We start from the raw sequence: 19466 nt of genomic DNA, 5'->3' as shown, positions 1-19466 counted from the left end.
TTCACGGCGAAGAGCGGGGCGGACCTGGTCCCAGGTCCGCCCGGCTCCTGTCGTGGGACGCCCGCGCTACTTCCGCACGGCACGCCGCAACGAGCGCGCCCGGCGCACCACCCGGCGCACGGCCGCGTTGCGGGGCAGGAACGCGAACTGCGCGGGCACTCCGCCCGGCAGCCCCAGCGAGGTGAGCCGGCGGCGCTTGAAGTAGCGCGAGGTCGTGCTGTCGTCGAGCCGGGTGGAGAGATAGAGCTCGGCCTCGGGGCGCAGACCGGCGTGTATCCGCGGTTGCATGGCGAAGCCGACCGCCCTGACCAGTGCGGGCACATCCAGCTCCGTACCCACCGACGGCCGTTGGGCCTCGACCGCCGGACGGTCCGTCAGATCGGGAAGCAGCGCGTCCACGAGTGTGACGGGCATCCGGTTGCTGTTCTCGTACGGGGAGAGCCGGTCCAGGAGCATCTCCGTGCCGACCCGTGCGACCGGCAGCCCGTACAGCGAGGACGCGGTGAGCAGCGCGGTCGAGAAGCAGCCGACGACCAGGGCCGGGCGCATCCGCTGGTAGATCACCTCGGCGAGCACCGGAGTGGTGAGTATCCCGGCGTCCAGCACGGTCAGTTCGGCGCCGAGCCGTACCGCTTCCTCCTCCATGCCGCGGGTCCACCGGGCCGGGGCGGTGGGATGCGGCTTGAACACCAGGCGGGTGTGGCCGAGCGCGACCGCGCCGCGCATCATCCGCAGGTGCAGCTCCTCCTCCTCCTCAGGGGAGATCAGCTTCAGCGCGGAGAGGTACTGGCCGAGCAGCAGCGCCGGCGCGTCCACGGACGGCAGGTCCACGGACACGTCGGCCAGTTCGCCCAGCACCTTGAGGAAGCTCTCGTTCGGTACGACCACGGGCGCGGCCCCGAACTCGGTGAGCAGCAGCGGCTTCAGCCCCGGCACCAGGTCGAGGTGGAGCACGCGCCGTACCCGCGTGCCGACCAGCGGATCGATCTTGTTGCGGGTGGGTCCGTAGCTCATCAGTCCGTCGGCGTACACGTCGATCGGGACGCCGGTGAAGATCTGGGCGACGGCGATGGCCGGGTTGACCTGGATGGACTCGATCGTCAGCTCGACGTCGTCGTCGCCCAGGTCCCAGGCGAGCCGCAGATACCGCTCCCACAGGGGCAGATCGTCCGGCCGGGGTGACCAGTTGCTCGGATGGAAGGGGGCGATGGTCCCGTTCCAGGACACCACGTCGTCGAACCGCCCCCGCAGCCGCTCGAACCCCGGCATCGCGTCGACGGCGAGGGACGTCTCCGGGACCGCCGCGTTGTTCGCGACGAGCAGGACGCGCCGGTCGGCCTCGCCGAAGCAGCCGGAGTCGAGGGCCGCGGCGAGGGTGGCCGTCCCGTAGAGGGTGGAGGCCAGGAAGATCTGCGTGGTGCGGCGTCCCGCACCGGTGCGGGAGGGGTTCGTCAGAGGAGTGCTCATGCCGCGGCCACCTCCCTCGCGGTGGCGGGTCGGCGCCGCAGCCGCCGCAGCTGGGTCGACCGCTCGATGTCCATGGAGTCGAGGGCCTCGTCCAGCACCCGCTGCGGCATCCGCCGCAGCGCCGACGCACTCATGGTGCGCAGCGCTCGGGCCACGTCCGGTTCGAACTTCGAGATCTCGGAGAGGTGGTGCGTGATGATCGCGCAGTAGGTGCGCACGGCCTTCGGCAGGAACAGGTCCGCGTCACGGTCCTGGGAGATGTCCGTGATGACCTGGTCGAACGCCGGGATGAAGTCGAGCTGCCGCATGTCGCCGATCTGCGTGAGGGACGAGGTGACACCCCGCCGGTAGAAGATGCCCAGCAGACCGGACACGGCGAAGGACTCGGCCTCGCGGTGCAGGCGCCAGATCCACGGCCGGTCCTCGGCCGTGCGGAGGTTCTCGGGGAAGTGCAGCAGGCCGCCGTCGAGGAGCCTGCGGTGGTAGACGCCCGCCCAGGAGTACGGATAGTCGACCGGTGTCGAGCGGTTTCCGGGCAGGATCACCGAACGCGGATCGACCACGCTGTCGCGCGGGCCGTACGGCACCCGGTACACGGTGCGCTCGGTGCCGGTGCACCGGACATGGTCCGTACGCAGGAAATCGCAGCCGAGACCCTCGATGTTCTCGACCAGCTTCTCGAAATAGCCGGGGGAAACCCAGTCGTCGCCGTCCAGGAAAGTGATGTATTCACCACGCGCCACGTCCAGGCCCGTGTTCCTGGCGGCCGACACCCCGCTTTCCTCCCGTCTGATGTGAACGGCGCCCGGGAGGTCGCGTGCCGCGCGTTCCAGGATCTCCCGTGTCCCGTCGGTCGAACAGTCGTCGACGAGGATGAACTCGAAGTCCTCGCGGGCGTTGGCCCGCAGGCTTCTCAGGGCGTCGGGCGCGTATGTCTGCACGTTGAAGAACGGCATGATGACGGAGAGCTTAACCACCCGCATCACGCTAGGGCGGGCCCCCGCACTTGCCTTGTCCCCGGCAAGGACGGTGGGTGAACGGCGAATGTAGGAACGGTGAACCAGCCGGATCACGGGCCGGATTCGCGTCGATCCGGAGTCGATTGGCCAACAGTCGGTGGGCTGTTAACCATTTGTTGCCCCCGCGTTGGGCCGCGCATCGAAATGCCTTCCTAGCTTTTAGGACGTGCCTCCACGTACCAGTAATGCGGCTGACCCGGCCGACACCGAAGCCGCCTCCCCGGCGCTCAGGGTTGCCGTGCTCGCCGACTCCGACACCCGGTGGAAGTGGGGCGCGCTCACCGCGCGCCGCCTGACCGCCAGAGGTGCGGTGCCCGGCACGGACGACCGTCCTGTCGAGGTCAGCGGGCTGCTGCTGCGAGGCCGGGCCACCCCGACCCCCCGGCAGCTCGCCGAGGTCGGAGAGGTCGGCGTGGACGCCGGCCGGGTGCGTGAGGTGACGGCCGTCGAATTCCTGCACGCCGTGCGGGACGAGGGGTACGACGTCGTCGTGCTCGCCCTCGTCGGCGGCGCCGTCCAGGCGATGCTGCACGGCCTGGCCGCCCTCGGGCTGCCCCGCAGGCCCGTGGTCGTCACCGGCTACGTGGGGGTCGTCTACGAGAAGCTCGCCGACGGGCTCCTGCTGCGGCACGGCGCGGACATCGTCCTCGCCAACTCCCGGGACGACGCACGGCGCTTCCGCGCCGTGTACGAAGGGGTCGGCGCCGACGCGTCGGCCGTCACGGAGGCCGCCCTGCCGTTCCTCGGCGGGGCGCCGTACCGGCCGGAAGAGGGCCGCGACACCATCGTGTTCGCGGCCCAGCCCTCCGTACCGGCCTCCCGGGCCGACCGTACGTACCTGCTGCGCAGGCTCGTCGAGCACGCCCGGCTGCACCCGAAGCGCGAAGTGCTCCTCAAGCTGCGCTCCAAGCCGGGCGAACACACGACCCACATCGAGGAACTGCCCTACCAGCGGCTCGCGGAACGCGTCCCGGGCGGGCTGCCGCCCAACTTCAGCCTCGTGTACGGGCACATGGGCGAAGTCCTGGACCGCACCGACCTGTTGATCACGGTCTCCTCGACGGCGGCGCTCGAATCCCTGCACCGCCGTATCCCGACCGCGGTCCTCTCCGACCTCGGCGTCCGGGAGATCCTCGGCAACCACCACTTCATCGGCTCCGGACTGGTCACCTCCTGGGACCGGATCGACGGCGGGCACCGCCCCCGGCCCGACGAGGACTGGGTGTCCGGCCAGGGCGTCGCGGCCGACGGCTCGTACGAGTCGGCCTACGACACCGCGCGGGCCAAGGTCGCCGTCCTCCTCGGACGCGACACCCTCCCCGACATCGCGCCCTACTACACCCCCGCCACCGCCCCCGGGTACCTCCCGGGCATCCTCGCCCGCCACCACCTCTCCGCCGACGGGCATCCCCTGCCGGGTGCCGCCGCACCCAGGGAGGCCGGCCGGGTCAGGGGCGCGGTGCGCCAGACCGTACGCAACGCGGCACGCGGCGCCTACCGACACGGCGTCCAGCGGGTCGCCCCCGTGATCCGCCGGATGGGCGACCTGTGACCACCGCCTCCGCCGCCACGCCCTTCGCCCCAGGAGCAGCCATGACCCCGCCACCGGCCCCGACCGTGCTCGCCGTGATTCCCGCCCGCGGCGGATCCAAGGGCGTCCCCGCCAAGAACCTCGCCCAGGTCGGCGGAGTCCCCCTGGTGGCCCGCGCGGTCCGCGCCTGCCTCGCCTCCCCGGAGGTCACCGACGTCGTCGTCACCACCGACGACCCGGCCATCGCGGACGCCGCCAGGGCCGCGGGCGACGCGCTCGGCGAGTCCGGGCGGCTGCACTGCGTCCACCGCCCCGCCGCCATCGCCGGTGACACCGCGACCAGCGAGGCCGCCGTCCTGCACGCCCTGGACGTCTACGAGTCGACGCAGCCCGGCCGGCAGGCCGACGTGGTGCTCCTCGTCCAGTGCACCAGCCCCTTCATCACCCGCGAGGACATCGACGGCGTCGCCGCCGCCGTCGCCCGCGAAGGCGCCGACACGGCCGTCACCGTCGCCCCCTTCCACGGCTTCGTCTGGCGCGACGGCAGCGCCGTGGAGGACGACACCTACGGCGTCAACCACGACAAGGCCGTACGCCCCCGCCGCCAGGACCGCCCGCAGGACCTGCTGGAGACCGGCGCCGCGTACGCCATGGCCGTCCCCGGATTCCGCACCCACCGCCACCGCTTCTTCGGCCACACCGCGCTCGTACGCACCGACCCCGCGCGGGTGCTGGAGATCGACGACCCGCACGACCTGGCTCGCGCCCGCGCCCTCGCCCCCCTCCTGGACCCGTCGCCGCTGCCGACCCGTGAGGACGTCGACGCCGTCGTCCTCGACTTCGACGGCACCCAGACCGACGACCGCGTCCTCATCGACTCCGAAGGGCACGAGATCGTCGCCGTGCACCGGGGCGACGGCCTCGGCATCGCCGCCCTGCGCAAGGCCGGCGTACCGCTCCTGATCCTCTCCACGGAACAGAACCCGGTCGTCGCCGCCCGCGCCCGCAAGCTCCAGGTCCCCGTCCTGCACGGCATCGACCGCAAGGACCTGGCGCTCAAGCAGTGGTGCGAGGAACAGGGCTTCGACCTCGGCCGCGTCCTGTACGTCGGCAACGACGTCAACGACCTGCCCTGCTTCGGCCTGGCGGGCTGGCCCGTCGCCGTCGCGAGCGCCCACGACTCGGTACGCGCCGCGGCGCGCGCCGTCACGACCACACCCGGCGGGTTCGGCGCCATCCGCGAGATCGCGGCCTGGCTCCTGGGCCCCACCCTCACCACCAGCCCCACCCCTGCCAACGCCCCCACCAAGTAAGGAAGCACCACCATGAGCAGCACCTCCCGTCTGCGCACGCTCGGCACCCGCACCGCCGGCCCCGGTCACCCCGTCTACATCACGGGTGAGATCGGCATCAACCACAACGGCGAGCTCGACAACGCCCTCGCGCTGATCGACGTGGCCGCCGAGGCCGGCTGCGACGCCGTCAAGTTCCAGAAGCGCACCCCGGAGATCTGCACCCCGCGCGACCAGTGGGACATCGAGCGCGACACCCCCTGGGGCCGGATGACCTACATCGACTACCGCCACCGCGTCGAGTTCGGCGAGGCCGAGTACCAGGCCATCTCCGACCACTGCGCCAAGCGCGGCATCGACTGGTTCGCCTCCCCGTGGGACACCGAGGCCGTCGCCTTCCTGGAGAAGTTCGACGTCCCGGCGCACAAGGTCGCCTCGGCCTCCCTCACCGACGACGAGCTCCTGCGCTCGCTGCGCGCCACCGGCCGCACGGTCATCCTCTCCACCGGCATGTCCACCCCGCGCCAGATCCGCCACGCGGTCGAGGTCCTCGGCAGCGACAACATCCTGCTCTGCCACGCCACGTCGACGTACCCGGCGAAGGCCGAGGAGCTCAACCTGCGCGTCATCAACACCCTGCAGGGCGAGTTCCCGAACGTCCCGATCGGCTACAGCGGCCACGAGACGGGCCTCCAGACGACCCTCGCCGCCGTCGCGCTCGGCGCCGCGTTCGTCGAGCGCCACATCACCCTCGACCGTGCCATGTGGGGCTCCGACCAGGCCGCCTCCGTCGAGCCGCAGGGCCTCACCCGCCTCGTCCGCGACATCCGTACCATCGAGGCCTCCCTCGGTGACGGCGTCAAGAAGGTCTACGAGTCGGAGCTCGGCCCGATGAAGAAGCTCCGCCGGGTCGCGGGCGTCGTCGCCGAGACCGAGAACGCGCCGGCCGCCGAGCCGGTCACGGTCTGACGGGCCGACCGGTGAACCTCGCCTTCGTCGAGAGCCCGGTCCAGCTCCTGAACGTCCTGGAGTGGACCCACGCGCGGGGAGGTCCGGCCGACACCACGGTCGTAGTCCTCCCCCCGGTCGACCCGATGTCGCGCGGCCAGCTGCGCAGGATGGCGGAGCTGGCCCGCGACGAGGGCATCACCGTCCGCTGGCAGGAGGCGCGCGGGGAGACCGGCGCGCCTCTGAAGGCCTTGCGCGCCCTGACCGGGCTGATCCGCAAGGCCGACCGCATCGTCATCGGGGACCCGTTCTCCCGCTACGTACAGATGCTCCTCACCCTGGTCCGCACCCGGCGGATCACGGTGGTGGACGACGGCACCGCCACCATGGAGTTCGTCGCCCAACTGGCGCGCGGCGAACGCCTGGTGCGCTGGCACCGCCGAGGCAGCCGGGGCCCGCGCGAACTGCTCCTGGCCCCGGTCACCTCGGCGGCCCGCCGCAGCTTCACCCCCTCGGCGACCCGCACGGTCGAGGTGTTCACCGCGATGCCGGTTCAGGCGCCGCAGGACGTCGAGGTCACGTCCAACACCTTCGCCTGGACCCGCGAGCGCTTCGGCCCGCCCCTGATCACCAAGGGTGCCGACCTGGTCGGGACGTCCCTGGTGGAGACGGGAGTGGTCGACCCGGTCCCGTACCAGGAGGCGGTCACCGCCCTGGCCCGCGCCCACGGGGCGACCCGCTACTTCGCCCACCGGCGCGAATCGGCGGAGAAGCTCCACGCGCTGGAAGCGACCACCGGCCTGGAGATCGTCCGCCCGGACCTCCCCCTGGAACTCATCGCCCGCCGTGGTCCCATCGGCCACACGGTCCTCAGCTTCCCCTCCACGGTGGTCCACACCCTCCCGCTGGCCCTGGCCGGCACCGGGGTGAAGGTCGCGGTCTGCGACATAGCTCCGGAGTGGCTCCGCGACTCGGCCTCCCCGCGCGCGCAGGGCTTCCTGAGCGGGGTCACGGAAACGGCCCGGGACGTACAGCGGCTGTCGCCCTGGCGGGTCACGGCGGTGACGGCGGAGGGCTGAGCCCGCCCGGGGAAGCTCCACGCCCTTTGTCCCCAGGCCGGCGGCGCGTACGCGGGACCGCGATCGGGTGGTTCAACCGGCTGCACTAGATTGGTCGTTGACGGTCGGCGCGGACGCACGAAGGAGCCCATCGGGTGACCAGCACTCTGACCTTGCGAGCCCTCGGGAAACTGAGGACCGCTCCTGGTGGGCAGCTCGACTGTGAGGTCACCTTCGCCGACGGTCCGGGAACGTCACGGACGGTCGCCCATGTGGAACGCGAGTTGCCGCCCGGTGGCGTACCCGCCTACCTCGCGGCCCGTAAGCACGGCGCCCGCTCCTTCGTCCTGTGGGCGGACGAGCACCGCCAGGCACGGGTCGCCACCCTGGTCACGGTCTCCGCGAGCGGGGGACGGGCACAGTTCCAGGTTCTCGGCCCGCAGGGCGAACCGCTCGGTGTGTTCACGCGCGACAAGGCGTTCAGCCGGGGACTGCGCACGCGCTGGACCGTGAGCCGCTCCGGTGCCCCCGACGCGGTGGGATACAAGGGCCGGCTCTTCTGGTGGTGCGTGTGGTGGCCCTGTACACCCCTGCTGCCGCTGATGCTCCTGGCCGTCCTGTTCGGTGGCGGCGGGGGCGGCGGGGACTTCCCCCGGGGCCCCCGCCGCATCAAGTGGCGCTCGGCGGGACAGATCCCCCTGGAGTTCAAGTCGTCCGGGAATTCGGTGAAGCTGTACGCACCGGACCTCGACTGGCGGCTCGGAGCAGCCCTCACCGCGTTGATCCCCTCCTTCGACGGCTGGATCGGCGGCCCCTGGGACGCGCGGAAGGACTGAGTTCAGTCCACGCGGGGGGCCCAGGCGCGGGCGGAGGTGTCGTACTCGTAGGGGGTCAGGCCCTCGACGGCGCTGGTGCGGAACGGGCGGCCGCGGTCGTCGATCCGGGCGGTGCCCGCGCGGCCCTGGGACGACCAGTCCAGCTCCAGGTACCAACTGCAGTCGCAGGCCCCGGTCCTGGCGGTGACGAGCAGGACCTCGGGGTCCTCGGCGGACACCCGGTAGGGCATGCTCACCGCCGGGATCGGTGTGCCGGCGTCGTTGCCGGCGGTCGCGCGGGCGATGGGCCGGTCCTTGTCCAGGTCCACGGCGAAGGTCCGCGGGGTGAGGGAGCCGCCGCAGCCCTGGGCCATGGAGTACGCGTTGCCCGGCGCCGGTTCGGCGCGGCCGGTCACACGTACCCGTAGCGCTTCGAGGACCACGGCGGTGTCGGACGTCCCCTGCACGGACAGTCTCACGATCGTCTCACCGCCGTGCACCGCCCGCTGGGCCGCCGCCCAGGTGCCGGCGTCCTGCGCGGCCGGGGGCGGCGGTACCCGTTCCGGGGGCTCGGCGATGACGTAGTCGTGACCGCAGCCGAACGCCCAGGCATGGGAGTCGACGGTCACGGCGAGGGGAGGACCCGCGGGCGCGGAGCCCGCCGGGGCGCGCGTGGCTCCGGCCGGGGCCGAGGGCCGGCGCCGGGGTCCGGAAGGGCTCGCGGTGCCGTCCTCCGGGCCACCGGACGGCGCCGCGGAACGGGTGTGCGGGGCCGTGGGGCCGGTGGTCGCGGACGCGGTCGCGGAAGGGGCCGACGCGGTCCGCGCACCGCCGTCGCGGGCGTACCGGCCGTCCTCCGGCAGCAGGGACAGACCTCCCACACCGGCGAGCACGGCACATACGACGGCCGCGGCACGCTTGCGGCGGTACCAGGGGCGGGGGCGCGGGCCGATGGCTGTGGGCGCGGGGCCGCGGGGTGTGGGCGCCGGGCCGCTCACCAGGTCTTCCGTGTCGGCCGGTTCGTCGACCGGTCCGTCGGCGGATCCGCTCGTGGTGACGCTGCCGTCGTCGCCGCCGCTCTCGCCGGGCTGCGGGTCCGCCGAGCTCCCCTCCGCTGCCCCGACGGCCGCGACCGGGTGGGGCCGTTGCCGGGCTGCCACGGCCAGGAGCCAGCGGCGGTGGAGCTCCAGACGTTCCGCACCCGACGCCCCGCACAGGGCCGCGAAACGCTCCACGGGCGCGAAGTCGAGCGGGACCGCCTCGCCGGTGCAGTAGCGGTGCAGCGTGGACGTGTTCATCCGGAGACGGCGGCCGAGCGAACCGTAACTGCGGTCCGTACGCTCCTTCAGTTCCCGCAGCAGCGCCGCGAACTGTGCCACGGAGTCCTGTGCCGGCACCGTCACCTCCGCATTCGTCAGGCTCGACCCGGTCCCGGGAGCAGGCGTCCCGGGGCGGGAGCCGTGTCCCAGGCGTCCGTGTACCTGCACGTCAGGGGGGCTGGGATGGTTCCACCCCGACCGATCCGCCGACGGGCCTTGCGCCGCCCCGCCGCGACCGCCGATGCTCATGGTGCCGCCCCGATCCCCGCCGGACGCACCGGCACCGTCACAGCGACCGGCGCGGCGACTTCGGCGTACGACGGCCGGCGTGATGACGTCGGGTCGTCACCGCCGCATCCCACGACGGACTCCGTCACGCACCTCTTCCCGCACTCCACACGAGGGACACCCATGCCCATGCACACCCGCGCCGCCGTGCTCACCGCAGTGCTCACCGTCGCCGCTCTCGCCGCCTGCTCCGTACCGACCCAGGCCCAGGAGGGCCCCGCACGGGAGAAGGTCACCGCGGCACAGAAGGCCGCCGCACCGGACAAGGCCGGGACGTCACAGGTGGCCGGATCCACGGCAGAGATCGCCTTCCGGGCCAAGGCCGCCCTGCCCGCGTTCCTCAAGGCGTCCGAGCTGCCGCCGCACCCCTCGTCCGACTGGTTCGCGGGGCCGGTCACCGGCGGCTTCCCGGCGGAGCTCGCCTACTGCCTGGGCGAGGGCGTACCGGCCTACGACTACCGGCACCGGATCTTCACCACCGATCTGGACACCGGCGCCGCACAGGTCACCGTCGTCGCGGGCTCCGACGCCAAGGGCAAGGCGCTCGCCGCCCTCCTGGACGAGGAGATCACCGCCTGCGCCGACCGGATCGAGCAGAACGACCCGGAGACCGAGGCCGAGGGCCGGGACTACGGCTCGCTGCCGGTCGAGGAGGGTGCGCGGGTGCACGGCCTGCACACCACGACGTCCTACGGCGCCACGGACATCCACCTGCTGTCGGTCGGTCGGGACGGCCGGGCGGTGACCGTCGTGAGCTGGGGCCAGATGGGCACCTTCGCCGACGCGCCGGTGGCCGCTTTCAAGAACACGACGACCAAGGCGGTCAAGAAGCTGTACTGACGCCCCGACAGACCGCGAGCCGAGCCAGCCGTCCGACCGCACGCACGGCCACCATGAAAGCCGGGGGCGTCCTCCCACCGTGGGGGACACCGGGAGGACGCCCCGACGCCCCTGCCGTACAAGCACGGGCGCAGCGCGCATCCGGGCTCGGGTCCCGGGACCCGAGTGCCGGGGGTCGAGCGCCGGTACCGGCGGTTCACTCCTTCGAGGGGTACGTGGAGGGGGCGGGCCCGAGTCTTGAGCTTCGGGATCCGGGAGTCGGGGCACGAGATCCGGGACCCGAGCGCTGTCTGTACCCGGTAGGTGAATGAAGGGTTGGGAAACCCTCCCCACCCTCCCTGACCTGTCACGGCCAGCAAGTATGACTAATTGTGACCGACTTGCGGCGAAGAGTCGCGGCTGCTTACGGTGCCCGCAACTGAACGACCCCGGCTAGGTGTTGACAGCACCAGGCCGGGGTCTCACCGCAAGATCCCGAAGGTGATCCCGTGGCTACCCAGCAGATTAGCTCCGCCCTGCGCGCACCCGCATCCTCGCCCCCGTACCCGAAGGCGAACCCCGGCTACGGCAAGCGCTCCGTACCGGACCAACGCCCGCGCCAGGCCGATGACTTCGTGTTCCTACCCGACCGGGAGCGCCACATCGCCGGGTACGTCGACAGGCTTCCCGACGGCGCCGCGATGGACATCAAGTCGCTGGCCAAGAGCCTTCCCCCGTACGGACAGATGGCCGTCGGCAGCGCGCTGAGGGCCCTGGGCGTGGCCGGTCACCTGCGCCATGTCCGCTGCCTGGCCGCCGTCGGCGACGGGCAGGTCCGCTGGGTCACCCGTACCTACTGGTCACGGACCGCCCGGGACAACGAGTGGTGGAGCATCCACCTCCGGGCCGAGCCCGCACCGGATCCGCAGCCCGTCACAGTGCCACAGCAGCGGGCCCCGGAACCGGAAGCAGAACCGGCACAGGCACCCGAGCCGGCACCGGCACCGGAGGGCCCTTCGGCGGCGTACCGCGCGCTCGCCCAACTGGGCCGCACCGAACCCCGGCTGGCACTCTCCGCCGCCGACTGCGCCGCCCTGGAGGAGCCGGCCGCCGCCTGGCTCGCGCGCGGAGTGAACGCGGAGTACGTCGTGCGGACCCTCACTGCAGGCCTCCCCGCAGCCGTCGACTCGCCGGTCGGCTTCCTCAGGCGCCGCCTCCGCGACAAGATCCCGCCCCAACTGCACAGCGCACCAGGGCCGGAAGCGCCCGTACGCCGGTTGATGGTCGAGTGCACGGAGTGCGGAGCACCGGGCCACCCCGAAGCGCTTCCCGACGGCCTGTGCCGCTCCTGCCGCCCACCCGCCCCGGACGCGCCACAGGGCGCGGCACCCACCGCCGAACATGACGCCGTCGCACACGTCCGAACCCTCCGCACGCTGCTCCGGTCCCCCTGACGGCCGAGCCCTGCCGCCCGTGCGCTGAGGGGCGGCCGGTTCGTCCTGCCGGGCGACTGCCAGAGCCCTGGACCTGACCCCCAGTCGATGGTTCCGCGCCCGCCGTGAAGGTCTTGTGCCGTGGTTTTTCGGGCAAGGGCACCGGAGACGGCAACACACTTGGACCCTGCAGGTCAGGAAGGCGTCCGTGGCCCGTTCGGGCCACTGCCAAACATGAGGTGAATCACAGACTGATCGTCCGGTTTGGCATGTGGGAAGAGCAATTTCCATCTGGATATTCACCAGGCCTCTACATAAAGTCCCATCCAGGTCCTGTTCTCAGAGGATCTTCATCTTCTTGGGTCCGGGGTGGGTTCTGTGTGGAGTCATGTGGGTCGCCGACGCCGAGTAACGGTGTCAACGGTGCTGTTCAGCCTCGTACTCGTGACGCTGCCGACATCGGCGACGGCTTCCCCCGCCTCTGCTCCGCGAGCGGTGACCGCCGAGTCGGAACCCGCAGACGGCGAGGCGAACGTGGAGGCCGCACGGGCTGCCGCAGAACGAACCGGCCAGCCGGTTGAGGTGCTGTCGCTGCGAGCGGAGAGCAGCGATGTCTTCGCCACAAGTGACGGGAATCTGGAAGCGCGTGAGTATCTGCGCCCGGTCAGGGCACGGGTGGACGGCCGATGGAAGCCGGTAGACACCGAACTGACAGCCGAGAGCGGCAGTGTCGCACCCAAGGTGACCACGGTAGGCCTGACATTCTCCGGCGGCGGCGACACGCCCCTGGTGCGGATGACGAAGGCAGGCCGGGAGCTCGCCCTGTCGTGGCCTGGAGAACTGCCGGCACCTGAGCTGGACGGTGCAATTGCCACCTATCGCAACGTGCTGCCGGACGTGGATCTGCGCATGCAGGCACAGGAAGACGGCTTCACCCAGCTGCTGGTGGTCAAGACCGCGGCTGCCGCTGAGAACGAGGCGTTGTCGCAACTGCGTCTGAAGCTTGCCGCTGACGGCATGGTCGTCAACGAGACCCTTGACGGAGGGCTGGAAGCGGTTGACAAGGGTGCGCAGGGTGCGGTTTTCGAGGCGCCGAAGCCGATGATGTGGGACTCCAGCACGGGACCGGGTGCAGCGGAGGCCAAGCAGACCGAGGTCACGCCTGAACGCGCACCACGAGCGGCGGATGCGGTGCCCGCATCCGAGAAGGAGCCTGCTGCGGGGGAGTCGGGAACGCTCGCGCCGGTAGACGTGGACGTTCCGGCAGGCGGCGACGAACTGGTGCTGACGCCGGACACCGAACTGCTGCGAGGTGAGAACACCACATACCCGGTGTTCATCGACCCGCAGTGGTACTCGCCGAGGGCATCGTCATGGACGATGGCGTCGAAGTACTGGGCATCGTCGCCCCAGTGGAAGTTCAACGGCGAATCCACGTCAGGCATGGGCTACTGCAACTGGTCGTACTGCGCCCCCCACGACACCAAGCGGATCTTCTACCAGATCCCCACGTCGAAGTTCGCGGGCAAGTCGATCCTTTCGGCAGAGTTCGTCGTGCGGAACACCTGGTCCGCATCGTGCTCGGATCGCAGCGTCGAGCTGTGGAGGACGAAGGGCATCTCGTCGTCGACGACCTGGAACTCGCAGAACGCGTCGGGGTTCTGGATCGAGAAGCTGACATCCTCCTCCTTCGCGTACGGCTATGACGGCTGCGCTGCGAAGGACGCGGAGTTCAATGTGCGGACCGCAGTACAGGAAGCGGCGAACGGAAAGACGTCCTCGCTCACCTTCGGACTGCAGGCCGCCAGCGAGACCGACGGATATGCCTGGAAGAGGTTCTCCGACAAGGCATTCCTCCGGGTCAAGTACAACCGTGCGCCGACGCAGGTCAAGATGTCGCAGCTCACCATGGAATACGGAGGCACCTGCAAGCGGCCGGAGAGCTCTCCTCGTGTCCGTACCCTCGGCAAGGTATACGCGAACAGCATCACGGACCCGGACAGTGACAACGTCGCGGTGCAGTTCCAGGCGATGTGGGATGCGGGGGACGGCAAGGGGGCCATCGCCCGCTGGAAGCCTGCGCTCACGTCCTACAAGAAGTCCGGTTCGAATTTCGCGGTCAGCCTGCCTACCTCGATACCCCAGAACAAGACGGTGAACTGGTACGTACGCAGCTACGACGGGGCGCAGTACTCACCCTGGTCGTCCGCGGGTGATCCGACCGGATGCTACTTCGTCTACGACACCACCGTCCCCAGAGCCCCGGCAATCGCCTCAGGCGACTACCCGGAGTCCGACCCGGAGAACCCGGACGATCCCTGGTTCGACGGCGTGGGCCACTACGGCTCGTTCCAGATCAAGGCCGCAGACAGTGACGTCACCAAATACTGGTACGGAGTCAACGGCGATCCCTCATCGAAGAACGTCATCACCACGACAGGGGGCGCGGCGCAGGCTGCGAAGGTGCTGCCGGCGAAGGTTGGGTTGAGTTTCATCACCGCACAGGCATTTGATGCCGCCGGTAACGGTTCGGAAGTGCGGACGTACCAGTTCAGAGTGAAGGCAGGCCAGCCGGAACGGGCGAACTGGAAGTTCGACGAGGCGGCGGACGCGAACGCCGCACAGGGTGGTTCCGGGGCGAGGACGGCCAAGCTGTACGGAGGGGTCACCCTTGGCTCAGCAGGTACAACGGGCACCGCGGTTCATTTTGACGGCACGAGCGGATATGCCGCGACGGACATCCCCACGGTCAACACCGCCAATGGATTCAGCGTCTCGGCGTGGGTGAACCTGGACAGGATGCCCACGGATGCGGCAGTAGTGGCGGCGCAGCCCGGGAACTACTCCCCGGGGTTCGAGCTGTACTACTCGAAGGGGTACGACCGCTGGGTCTTCAACCAGTACGCCTCGGATACGGCAGGTGCTTCCATCGCCCGGGCCATGGCTCCTGCGGCCGGCGGTGTGACAGTCGGTCGATGGACCCATCTCGTCGGTGTCTACTCAGGTGGCGCCAAGGAGCTGCGGCTTTATGTGGATGGTGCACTGGCCGGCAGCACTCCCTACACCACTGCCTGGAACGCGCGCCGGGGGCTGCAGATCGGGGCAGCCAACCTCCTGGGCGCCCCGGCCAACTATTTCCCCGGAAGCATCGACGATCTCCGAGTCTTCGACAAGCCGGTCTCCGATGCAGAGGTCACCAATCTCCATCAGAAGAAGCCGCTCGGTATCGGCCGCACAGCCCGCGCGGTCTTCCCTCTGGACGAGGCTGCCGGAGCCACCGAGGTGACCGGCCATGCGGATACTCAGCCACTGATGCTGGCAGGCAATGCCAAGCTGGGGGCCGCCGGAGTGAGCGGCCGGGCACTGCAGCTGGACGGCGACGGGGACTACGCGCGCACAACGGCCCCTCATGTGGACACGGAACGCCCCTTCACGGTCTCGGCCTGGGCGAAACTGGACCGCGTTCCCAGCCAAGGCGCCACAGTCGTCGCGCAGCTCGGGGTGAACAGACCTGGCTTCGAACTCGCCTACTCCAAGAGCAGTAACCGGTGGGGATTCTTCCAGTACTCGGCGGACGTGGTCGGCGCTACGCAGATCCGAGTCGTGCAGCCCGAGGGCACGACAGCCAGGGTAGGGGAGTGGGCGCATCTCGTCGGTGTGCATGACCCGACTGCCGGCACTCTGACGCTCTATGTCAACGGCGAGAAGTCGGCAACAGTCGCCCAGACCAATTCCTGGTACGCGGGAAAGCAGGTTCAGGTCGGCGCGCTGACCACGACGCCGGTGGAAGCCGCTTGATCGGTCGTACCGACAACGAGACCACGCTCTACCTCGGCCACACAGACATCGTCCTACCGAAGGGCTCCACCACCCCGAATGCCACGCGTTACATCGACCTGGGGAACGGCCAGCAGGCCGTCCGCAACGATGACAGCGGTGTCTCCTTCACCATCGGCGACCACCACGGCACCGGACAACTTGCGGTTGACGCCACCACCCTCGACCTCACCCAGCGCCGCACCACTCCGTTCGGCCGTGCTCGCGGGGCGGAGCCGGAGAACTGGCCCAGTACCAAGGGCTTCGTCGGTGGCACCACCGACACCAGTACGGGACTGACCCACCTCGGTGCCCGCGAATACGACCCGGCCACGGGCCGATTCATCAGCGTCGACCCGATCATGGACCTTGCCGATCCACAACAGATCCACGGCTACACCTACGCCAACAACGCTCCGGCCACCCTTTCCGACCCCACCGGCCTCCGCCCTGACGGGATCTGCGGCGGTAACAGCAGTACGTGTGTGCCGAGCAACTCGGTATCCAAGACTACGGTCACCTACAACGAGTCCTGGACCAAGAAGAAGACCGGCTGGTACTGGAAGAAGTACGACGTAAATCAGAAGGGAAAGCGCTACTACACCCACGGCTGCCTCGGCTGCAAGAACTGGATCGACAGGACCCGGGTTATCCCTTGGACCGAAGGCGTCGAGGCGCTGGGAATCTTCATTCCCGTGCTCGGGCCGGCCGCGGATATTGTGCTCGGAGCCAACGCCGCCATCCGAGGCGACTGGCAGGAAGCAAGCGCGAGAGCAGCAAGTGTAATTCCTCTGGTCGGCGAGGCGCGGCTGGCCAAGAACTTGCTGAAGAAGACGAAATGCGAGGACAACAGCTTCGTGCCGGGCACGAAGGTGTTGATGGCGGACGGTAGTACCAAGCAGATCGAGGAAGTCAGGAACGGCGACAAGGTTCTGGCGACCGACCCCAAGACCGGCAAGACGGACGTCGAGACCGTCACTGCTGAGATCAAGGGCGAAGGAAGTAAGCGCCTGGTCGAGGTCACTCTCGACATCGACGGCGATCAGGGATCCGCGACGGAAACTGTCACCGCCACCCACAACCATCCTTTCTGGGTCCCGGAGATCGGTGAGTGGATCGATGCCACCGATCTCAAGACCGGACAGTGGCTCAAGACCAGCGCCGGCACCTACATTCAGGTCACCGCGATCGAACGCTGGACGGCCCAGCGAGCTGTCGTCCACAACCTCACTGTCAGTGACCTGCACACGTACTATGTGCTGGCGGGGGCCACGCCGGTCCTCGTCCATAACTGTGGTGGTACTGCCACCGTTTCGTATGACCCCGATATGGGGCCTACCGGGCACGCCATAATTCGCATTGATATGGCCGACGGCCGATCGCAGATTACCGAGCAGGTAATCAATGGAATTCCCGCCAGGCCGGGCCAGTACAACGGGCTTCCGACCACAGGTGCGCACGCGTTCCCCGAGGACCTCGGTCCTAACACGAGGAGTCTCACCTTCGACTTGCCGAACGCGGAAACTGCCCACGCGGCTCAAAGGAGGACCATTGATGCGGACCTCGGAGCGTACGACGGAATGGACAATAGTTGTGTGACCTATTGTGTTGACATCCTGCGGGCTGGTGGGGTCAATCTCCCGGAAGGGCGTCGCGGGATGGCCGTTCTACGAGGAAGGATGAACAGAGGGTGAGTCAAGCAAGTGGCCCGTCCGAGTACATCAGGGTCTTGGCGGAGATTATCGCCAGCCCGAGGGTCGGCGGATTGCATCTTCGTCGAGTGGGCGAACTTCTCGTCGCACGCGAAGAATTGAATGAGCGGTTCCTGGATGCCGACAGGCGTAAATTCTCCGATGTCGAATTCGATGACATCGTGATCAAGTCGTCAGAGCTTGATGACGAATATGTTCGAGTTTGGCGAGCCTGCGAAGAGGCAACTCGGGAATGGCGCCACTCTGAGGGTCTGTCGGCATTGGCCCTCGCGCTGAAGCAAGCCGCCGATTACTATCGTGGTGTTGCAACCGCCGCCTGATGCTGAACAGGAATGGAAATCGAGAGGCCCCACCAGGTTCATTCTGGTGGGGCCTCTCGCGTGCGCTGGGGGCGCCTGACGGCAGTAGTTGACGGCAACGTCAGCGGACGGGTGCTGCACAGAGCGGCGGTTCGCCGCGGTCGTCGGGCTGTCTGGTGGAGTCGTCGGAGCCTTGGAGAGCACGGCCGAGGAGGTCGATGGCGTCCCGCTGGAGTCGGAGTCGGACGTGGGCGTAGACGGTGGCGGTTACGCCGATGTGCGCGTGGCCGAGGAGTTCTTTGATCACGACGAGTTCGACGCCTTGCTCCAGGAGGAGAGTGGCGGTGGAGTGTCGTAGGTCGTGGAAGCGGATGCGGCGGAGCCCGGCGCGATCGAGGAGGGCGCGGAAGTGGCGATTGAGGTTCGCCGGATCGATTGGCCCTCCTGCCGGCGTGCTGAAGACGAGACCGTTGTCCTTCCAGCCCTCCCCTGCCGCCGAACGCTCTCCTTCCTGCACTTCACGGTGTTCCTTGAACGAGTGGATGCACTCGCCGGGTAGGGCGATGCGACGTTCGGATGCGCGGGTCTTGGTGGGCAGCGTGGTCAGCCCGCCGGTCTGGGTGCGCTGGAGGGTGCGGCGAATGCTGGCAGTGCCCTTCTGGAGGTCGAGGTCTTCCCACTGGAGGCCGAGGAGTTCGCCCTTGCGGAGTCCGGTGCGGAGGGCGAGTTCGTACAGGGCGTGAAGCCGGTCGCTGTTGGCCGCGTGGAGGAGTCGTCGGGCTTCGGTGGCGGTGAGGGGCTGGAAGCGCCGGGGGCGGGGCGTGGTCGTTTTGACGTTCCGGGCGACGTTGCGGGGAAGTTCGTCCTCGCGGACGGCGTGTTCCAGGGCGGACTTGAGTACGGCGTGGACGTACGTGACGGTCAGCGGAGAGAGCTGCTTTCCGCAGCACTGGCCGATGGCGCAGCAGGACCGCCGGACGGAGTCCCGTTTCTGGGTGCAGCACTGGCAGGTGTTGCGGAGTGCGTCGAGGAAGGTGCGGACGTCGCGGGTGGTGAGCCGGGCGAGCTTCTTGGCGCCGAGGCCGGGGTTGAGGTGGAGGCGGATGGAGGCGGCATAGCGGGTGTGGGTGTTCTCCCGCAGGTGGTGAACGGCGATGCCGTCCAGCCAGTACGTGAGGTAGGCGCTCACGTGCTGTCGGCTGCGGCGATGGAAAGGCCACGGTTGATGGCGGCGATCTTCTCGGTGAGCTTGGTCATCGCGTCTTTACGGGTGGTGCCGTAGACGCGGACGTGCTTGCGGGTGTTGCCGGGGGCCAGCACGTATCCGGCGGCTTCCCAGCGTCCGTCCTTGCGCTGGTAGACGGTTCCGTCTCCGTTCGCACGGGTGCGGGAGCGGCGGGACGGAGCGGGGTGAGCTGCGGTCATCAGGCGGCTTCCTGTTCCAGGCGAGTGCGGATGAAGTCGGTGAGGGCGTGGGTGGGGATGCGGCGGGCGCGGCCGAGGGTGATCGAGGCGAGCTGTCCGGAGCGCAGCAGGTCGTAGACGGCGGAGCGGCCGATCTGGAGGTGGGCCATCACCTGGGGCACCGTGAGCAGATCCAGCGCCGGTGCCACCTCCGTGCGGAGGGCGGCGAGCGGGGGTGAGGTCATC

General features: G+C 69.4%; 14 protein-coding genes and 1 pseudogene. 10 read left to right on the top strand and 5 right to left on the bottom strand.

Going from position 1 to position 19466, the window contains the following annotated elements; translation table 11 throughout:
- Positions 1-66: 66 nt before the first annotated feature.
- A complete protein-coding gene (locus tag ACFWVP_RS28435; protein ID WP_384500820.1) occupies positions 67-1467 on the bottom strand; it encodes a polysialyltransferase family glycosyltransferase in 1401 nt (466 codons plus the stop codon).
- Complete coding sequence (locus ACFWVP_RS28430) at positions 1464-2444, bottom strand: glycosyltransferase family 2 protein (protein WP_384500819.1); 981 nt, start codon at positions 2442-2444, stop codon at positions 1464-1466. Before ACFWVP_RS28430 ends, ACFWVP_RS28435 begins: the two co-directional genes overlap by 4 nt.
- A gap of 208 nt (positions 2445-2652) precedes the next feature.
- Between ACFWVP_RS28430 and ACFWVP_RS28425 the strand changes: the two genes are divergently transcribed.
- The 5 genes from ACFWVP_RS28425 to ACFWVP_RS28405 all read left to right on the top strand — a co-directional run bounded on the left by ACFWVP_RS28425 (position 2653) and on the right by ACFWVP_RS28405 (position 8151).
- Positions 2653-4038, top strand: a complete 1386-nt coding sequence (locus tag ACFWVP_RS28425) for a DUF6716 putative glycosyltransferase (RefSeq protein ID WP_384500818.1) — start codon at positions 2653-2655, stop codon at positions 4036-4038.
- 41 nt (positions 4039-4079) lie between these two features.
- Positions 4080-5330, top strand: coding sequence for a cytidylyltransferase domain-containing protein (locus tag ACFWVP_RS28420; protein WP_384500817.1), 1251 nt, complete (start codon positions 4080-4082; stop codon positions 5328-5330).
- 12 nt (positions 5331-5342) lie between these two features.
- The gene (locus tag ACFWVP_RS28415) at positions 5343-6278 is read left to right on the top strand and encodes an N-acetylneuraminate synthase family protein (RefSeq protein ID WP_384500816.1); all 936 of its coding nucleotides are present in this window, start codon (positions 5343-5345) and stop codon (positions 6276-6278) included.
- Between the two features lie 11 nt (positions 6279-6289).
- The gene (locus ACFWVP_RS28410; protein ID WP_384500815.1) at positions 6290-7336 is read left to right on the top strand and encodes a hypothetical protein; all 1047 of its coding nucleotides are present in this window, start codon (positions 6290-6292) and stop codon (positions 7334-7336) included.
- Between the two features lie 134 nt (positions 7337-7470).
- The gene (locus ACFWVP_RS28405; RefSeq protein ID WP_384500814.1) at positions 7471-8151 is read left to right on the top strand and encodes a hypothetical protein; all 681 of its coding nucleotides are present in this window, start codon (positions 7471-7473) and stop codon (positions 8149-8151) included.
- 2 nt (positions 8152-8153) lie between these two features.
- Here the strand turns inward: ACFWVP_RS28405 and ACFWVP_RS28400 are convergent, their stop codons facing one another.
- Positions 8154-9527 (bottom strand): helix-turn-helix domain-containing protein, encoded by a 1374-nt coding sequence (locus ACFWVP_RS28400; protein WP_384500813.1) that lies wholly within the window; start codon positions 9525-9527, stop codon positions 8154-8156.
- Positions 9528-9860: 333 nt separating this feature from the next.
- Here ACFWVP_RS28400 and ACFWVP_RS28395 point away from each other — a divergent pair, with 333 nt between their 5' ends.
- The 5 genes from ACFWVP_RS28395 to ACFWVP_RS28375 all read left to right on the top strand — a co-directional run bounded on the left by ACFWVP_RS28395 (position 9861) and on the right by ACFWVP_RS28375 (position 17837).
- Entirely contained in the window at positions 9861-10577 is a 717-nt protein-coding gene (locus ACFWVP_RS28395) for a hypothetical protein (protein WP_384500812.1), read from the top strand.
- A 488-nt stretch (positions 10578-11065) separates the two neighbouring features.
- On the top strand, positions 11066-12010 hold the full coding sequence (locus ACFWVP_RS28390; protein ID WP_384500811.1) for a MarR family transcriptional regulator: 945 nt from the start codon (positions 11066-11068) through the stop codon (positions 12008-12010).
- 402 nt (positions 12011-12412) lie between these two features.
- Positions 12413-15787, top strand: a complete 3375-nt coding sequence (locus ACFWVP_RS28385; RefSeq protein WP_384500810.1) for a LamG-like jellyroll fold domain-containing protein — start codon at positions 12413-12415, stop codon at positions 15785-15787.
- Positions 15784-17499: a polymorphic toxin-type HINT domain-containing protein gene (locus ACFWVP_RS28380; protein WP_384500809.1), complete on the top strand. Its 1716-nt coding sequence runs from the start codon at positions 15784-15786 to the stop codon at positions 17497-17499. The genes ACFWVP_RS28385 and ACFWVP_RS28380 overlap by 4 nt, the downstream gene beginning before the upstream one ends.
- A gap of 86 nt (positions 17500-17585) precedes the next feature.
- Positions 17586-17837: a hypothetical protein gene (locus ACFWVP_RS28375; RefSeq protein WP_384500808.1), complete on the top strand. Its 252-nt coding sequence runs from the start codon at positions 17586-17588 to the stop codon at positions 17835-17837.
- Positions 17838-17937: 100 nt separating this feature from the next.
- On the opposite strand, the pseudogene ACFWVP_RS28370 reads toward ACFWVP_RS28375, so the two are convergent.
- Positions 17938-19241, bottom strand: a pseudogene (locus tag ACFWVP_RS28370) (tyrosine-type recombinase/integrase).
- Complete coding sequence (locus ACFWVP_RS28365; protein WP_384500807.1) at positions 19241-19465, bottom strand: helix-turn-helix domain-containing protein; 225 nt, start codon at positions 19463-19465, stop codon at positions 19241-19243. Before ACFWVP_RS28365 ends, ACFWVP_RS28370 begins: the two are co-directional and overlap by 1 nt.
- Position 19466 lies beyond the last annotated feature (1 nt).

It is taken from the genome of Streptomyces sp. NPDC058637, from assembly GCF_042717325.1.
Taxonomy (GTDB): domain Bacteria; phylum Actinomycetota; class Actinomycetes; order Streptomycetales; family Streptomycetaceae; genus Streptomyces.
The sequence above is the reverse complement of the archived record's forward strand: the minus strand, read 5'-3'. Positions and strand labels throughout refer to the sequence as shown.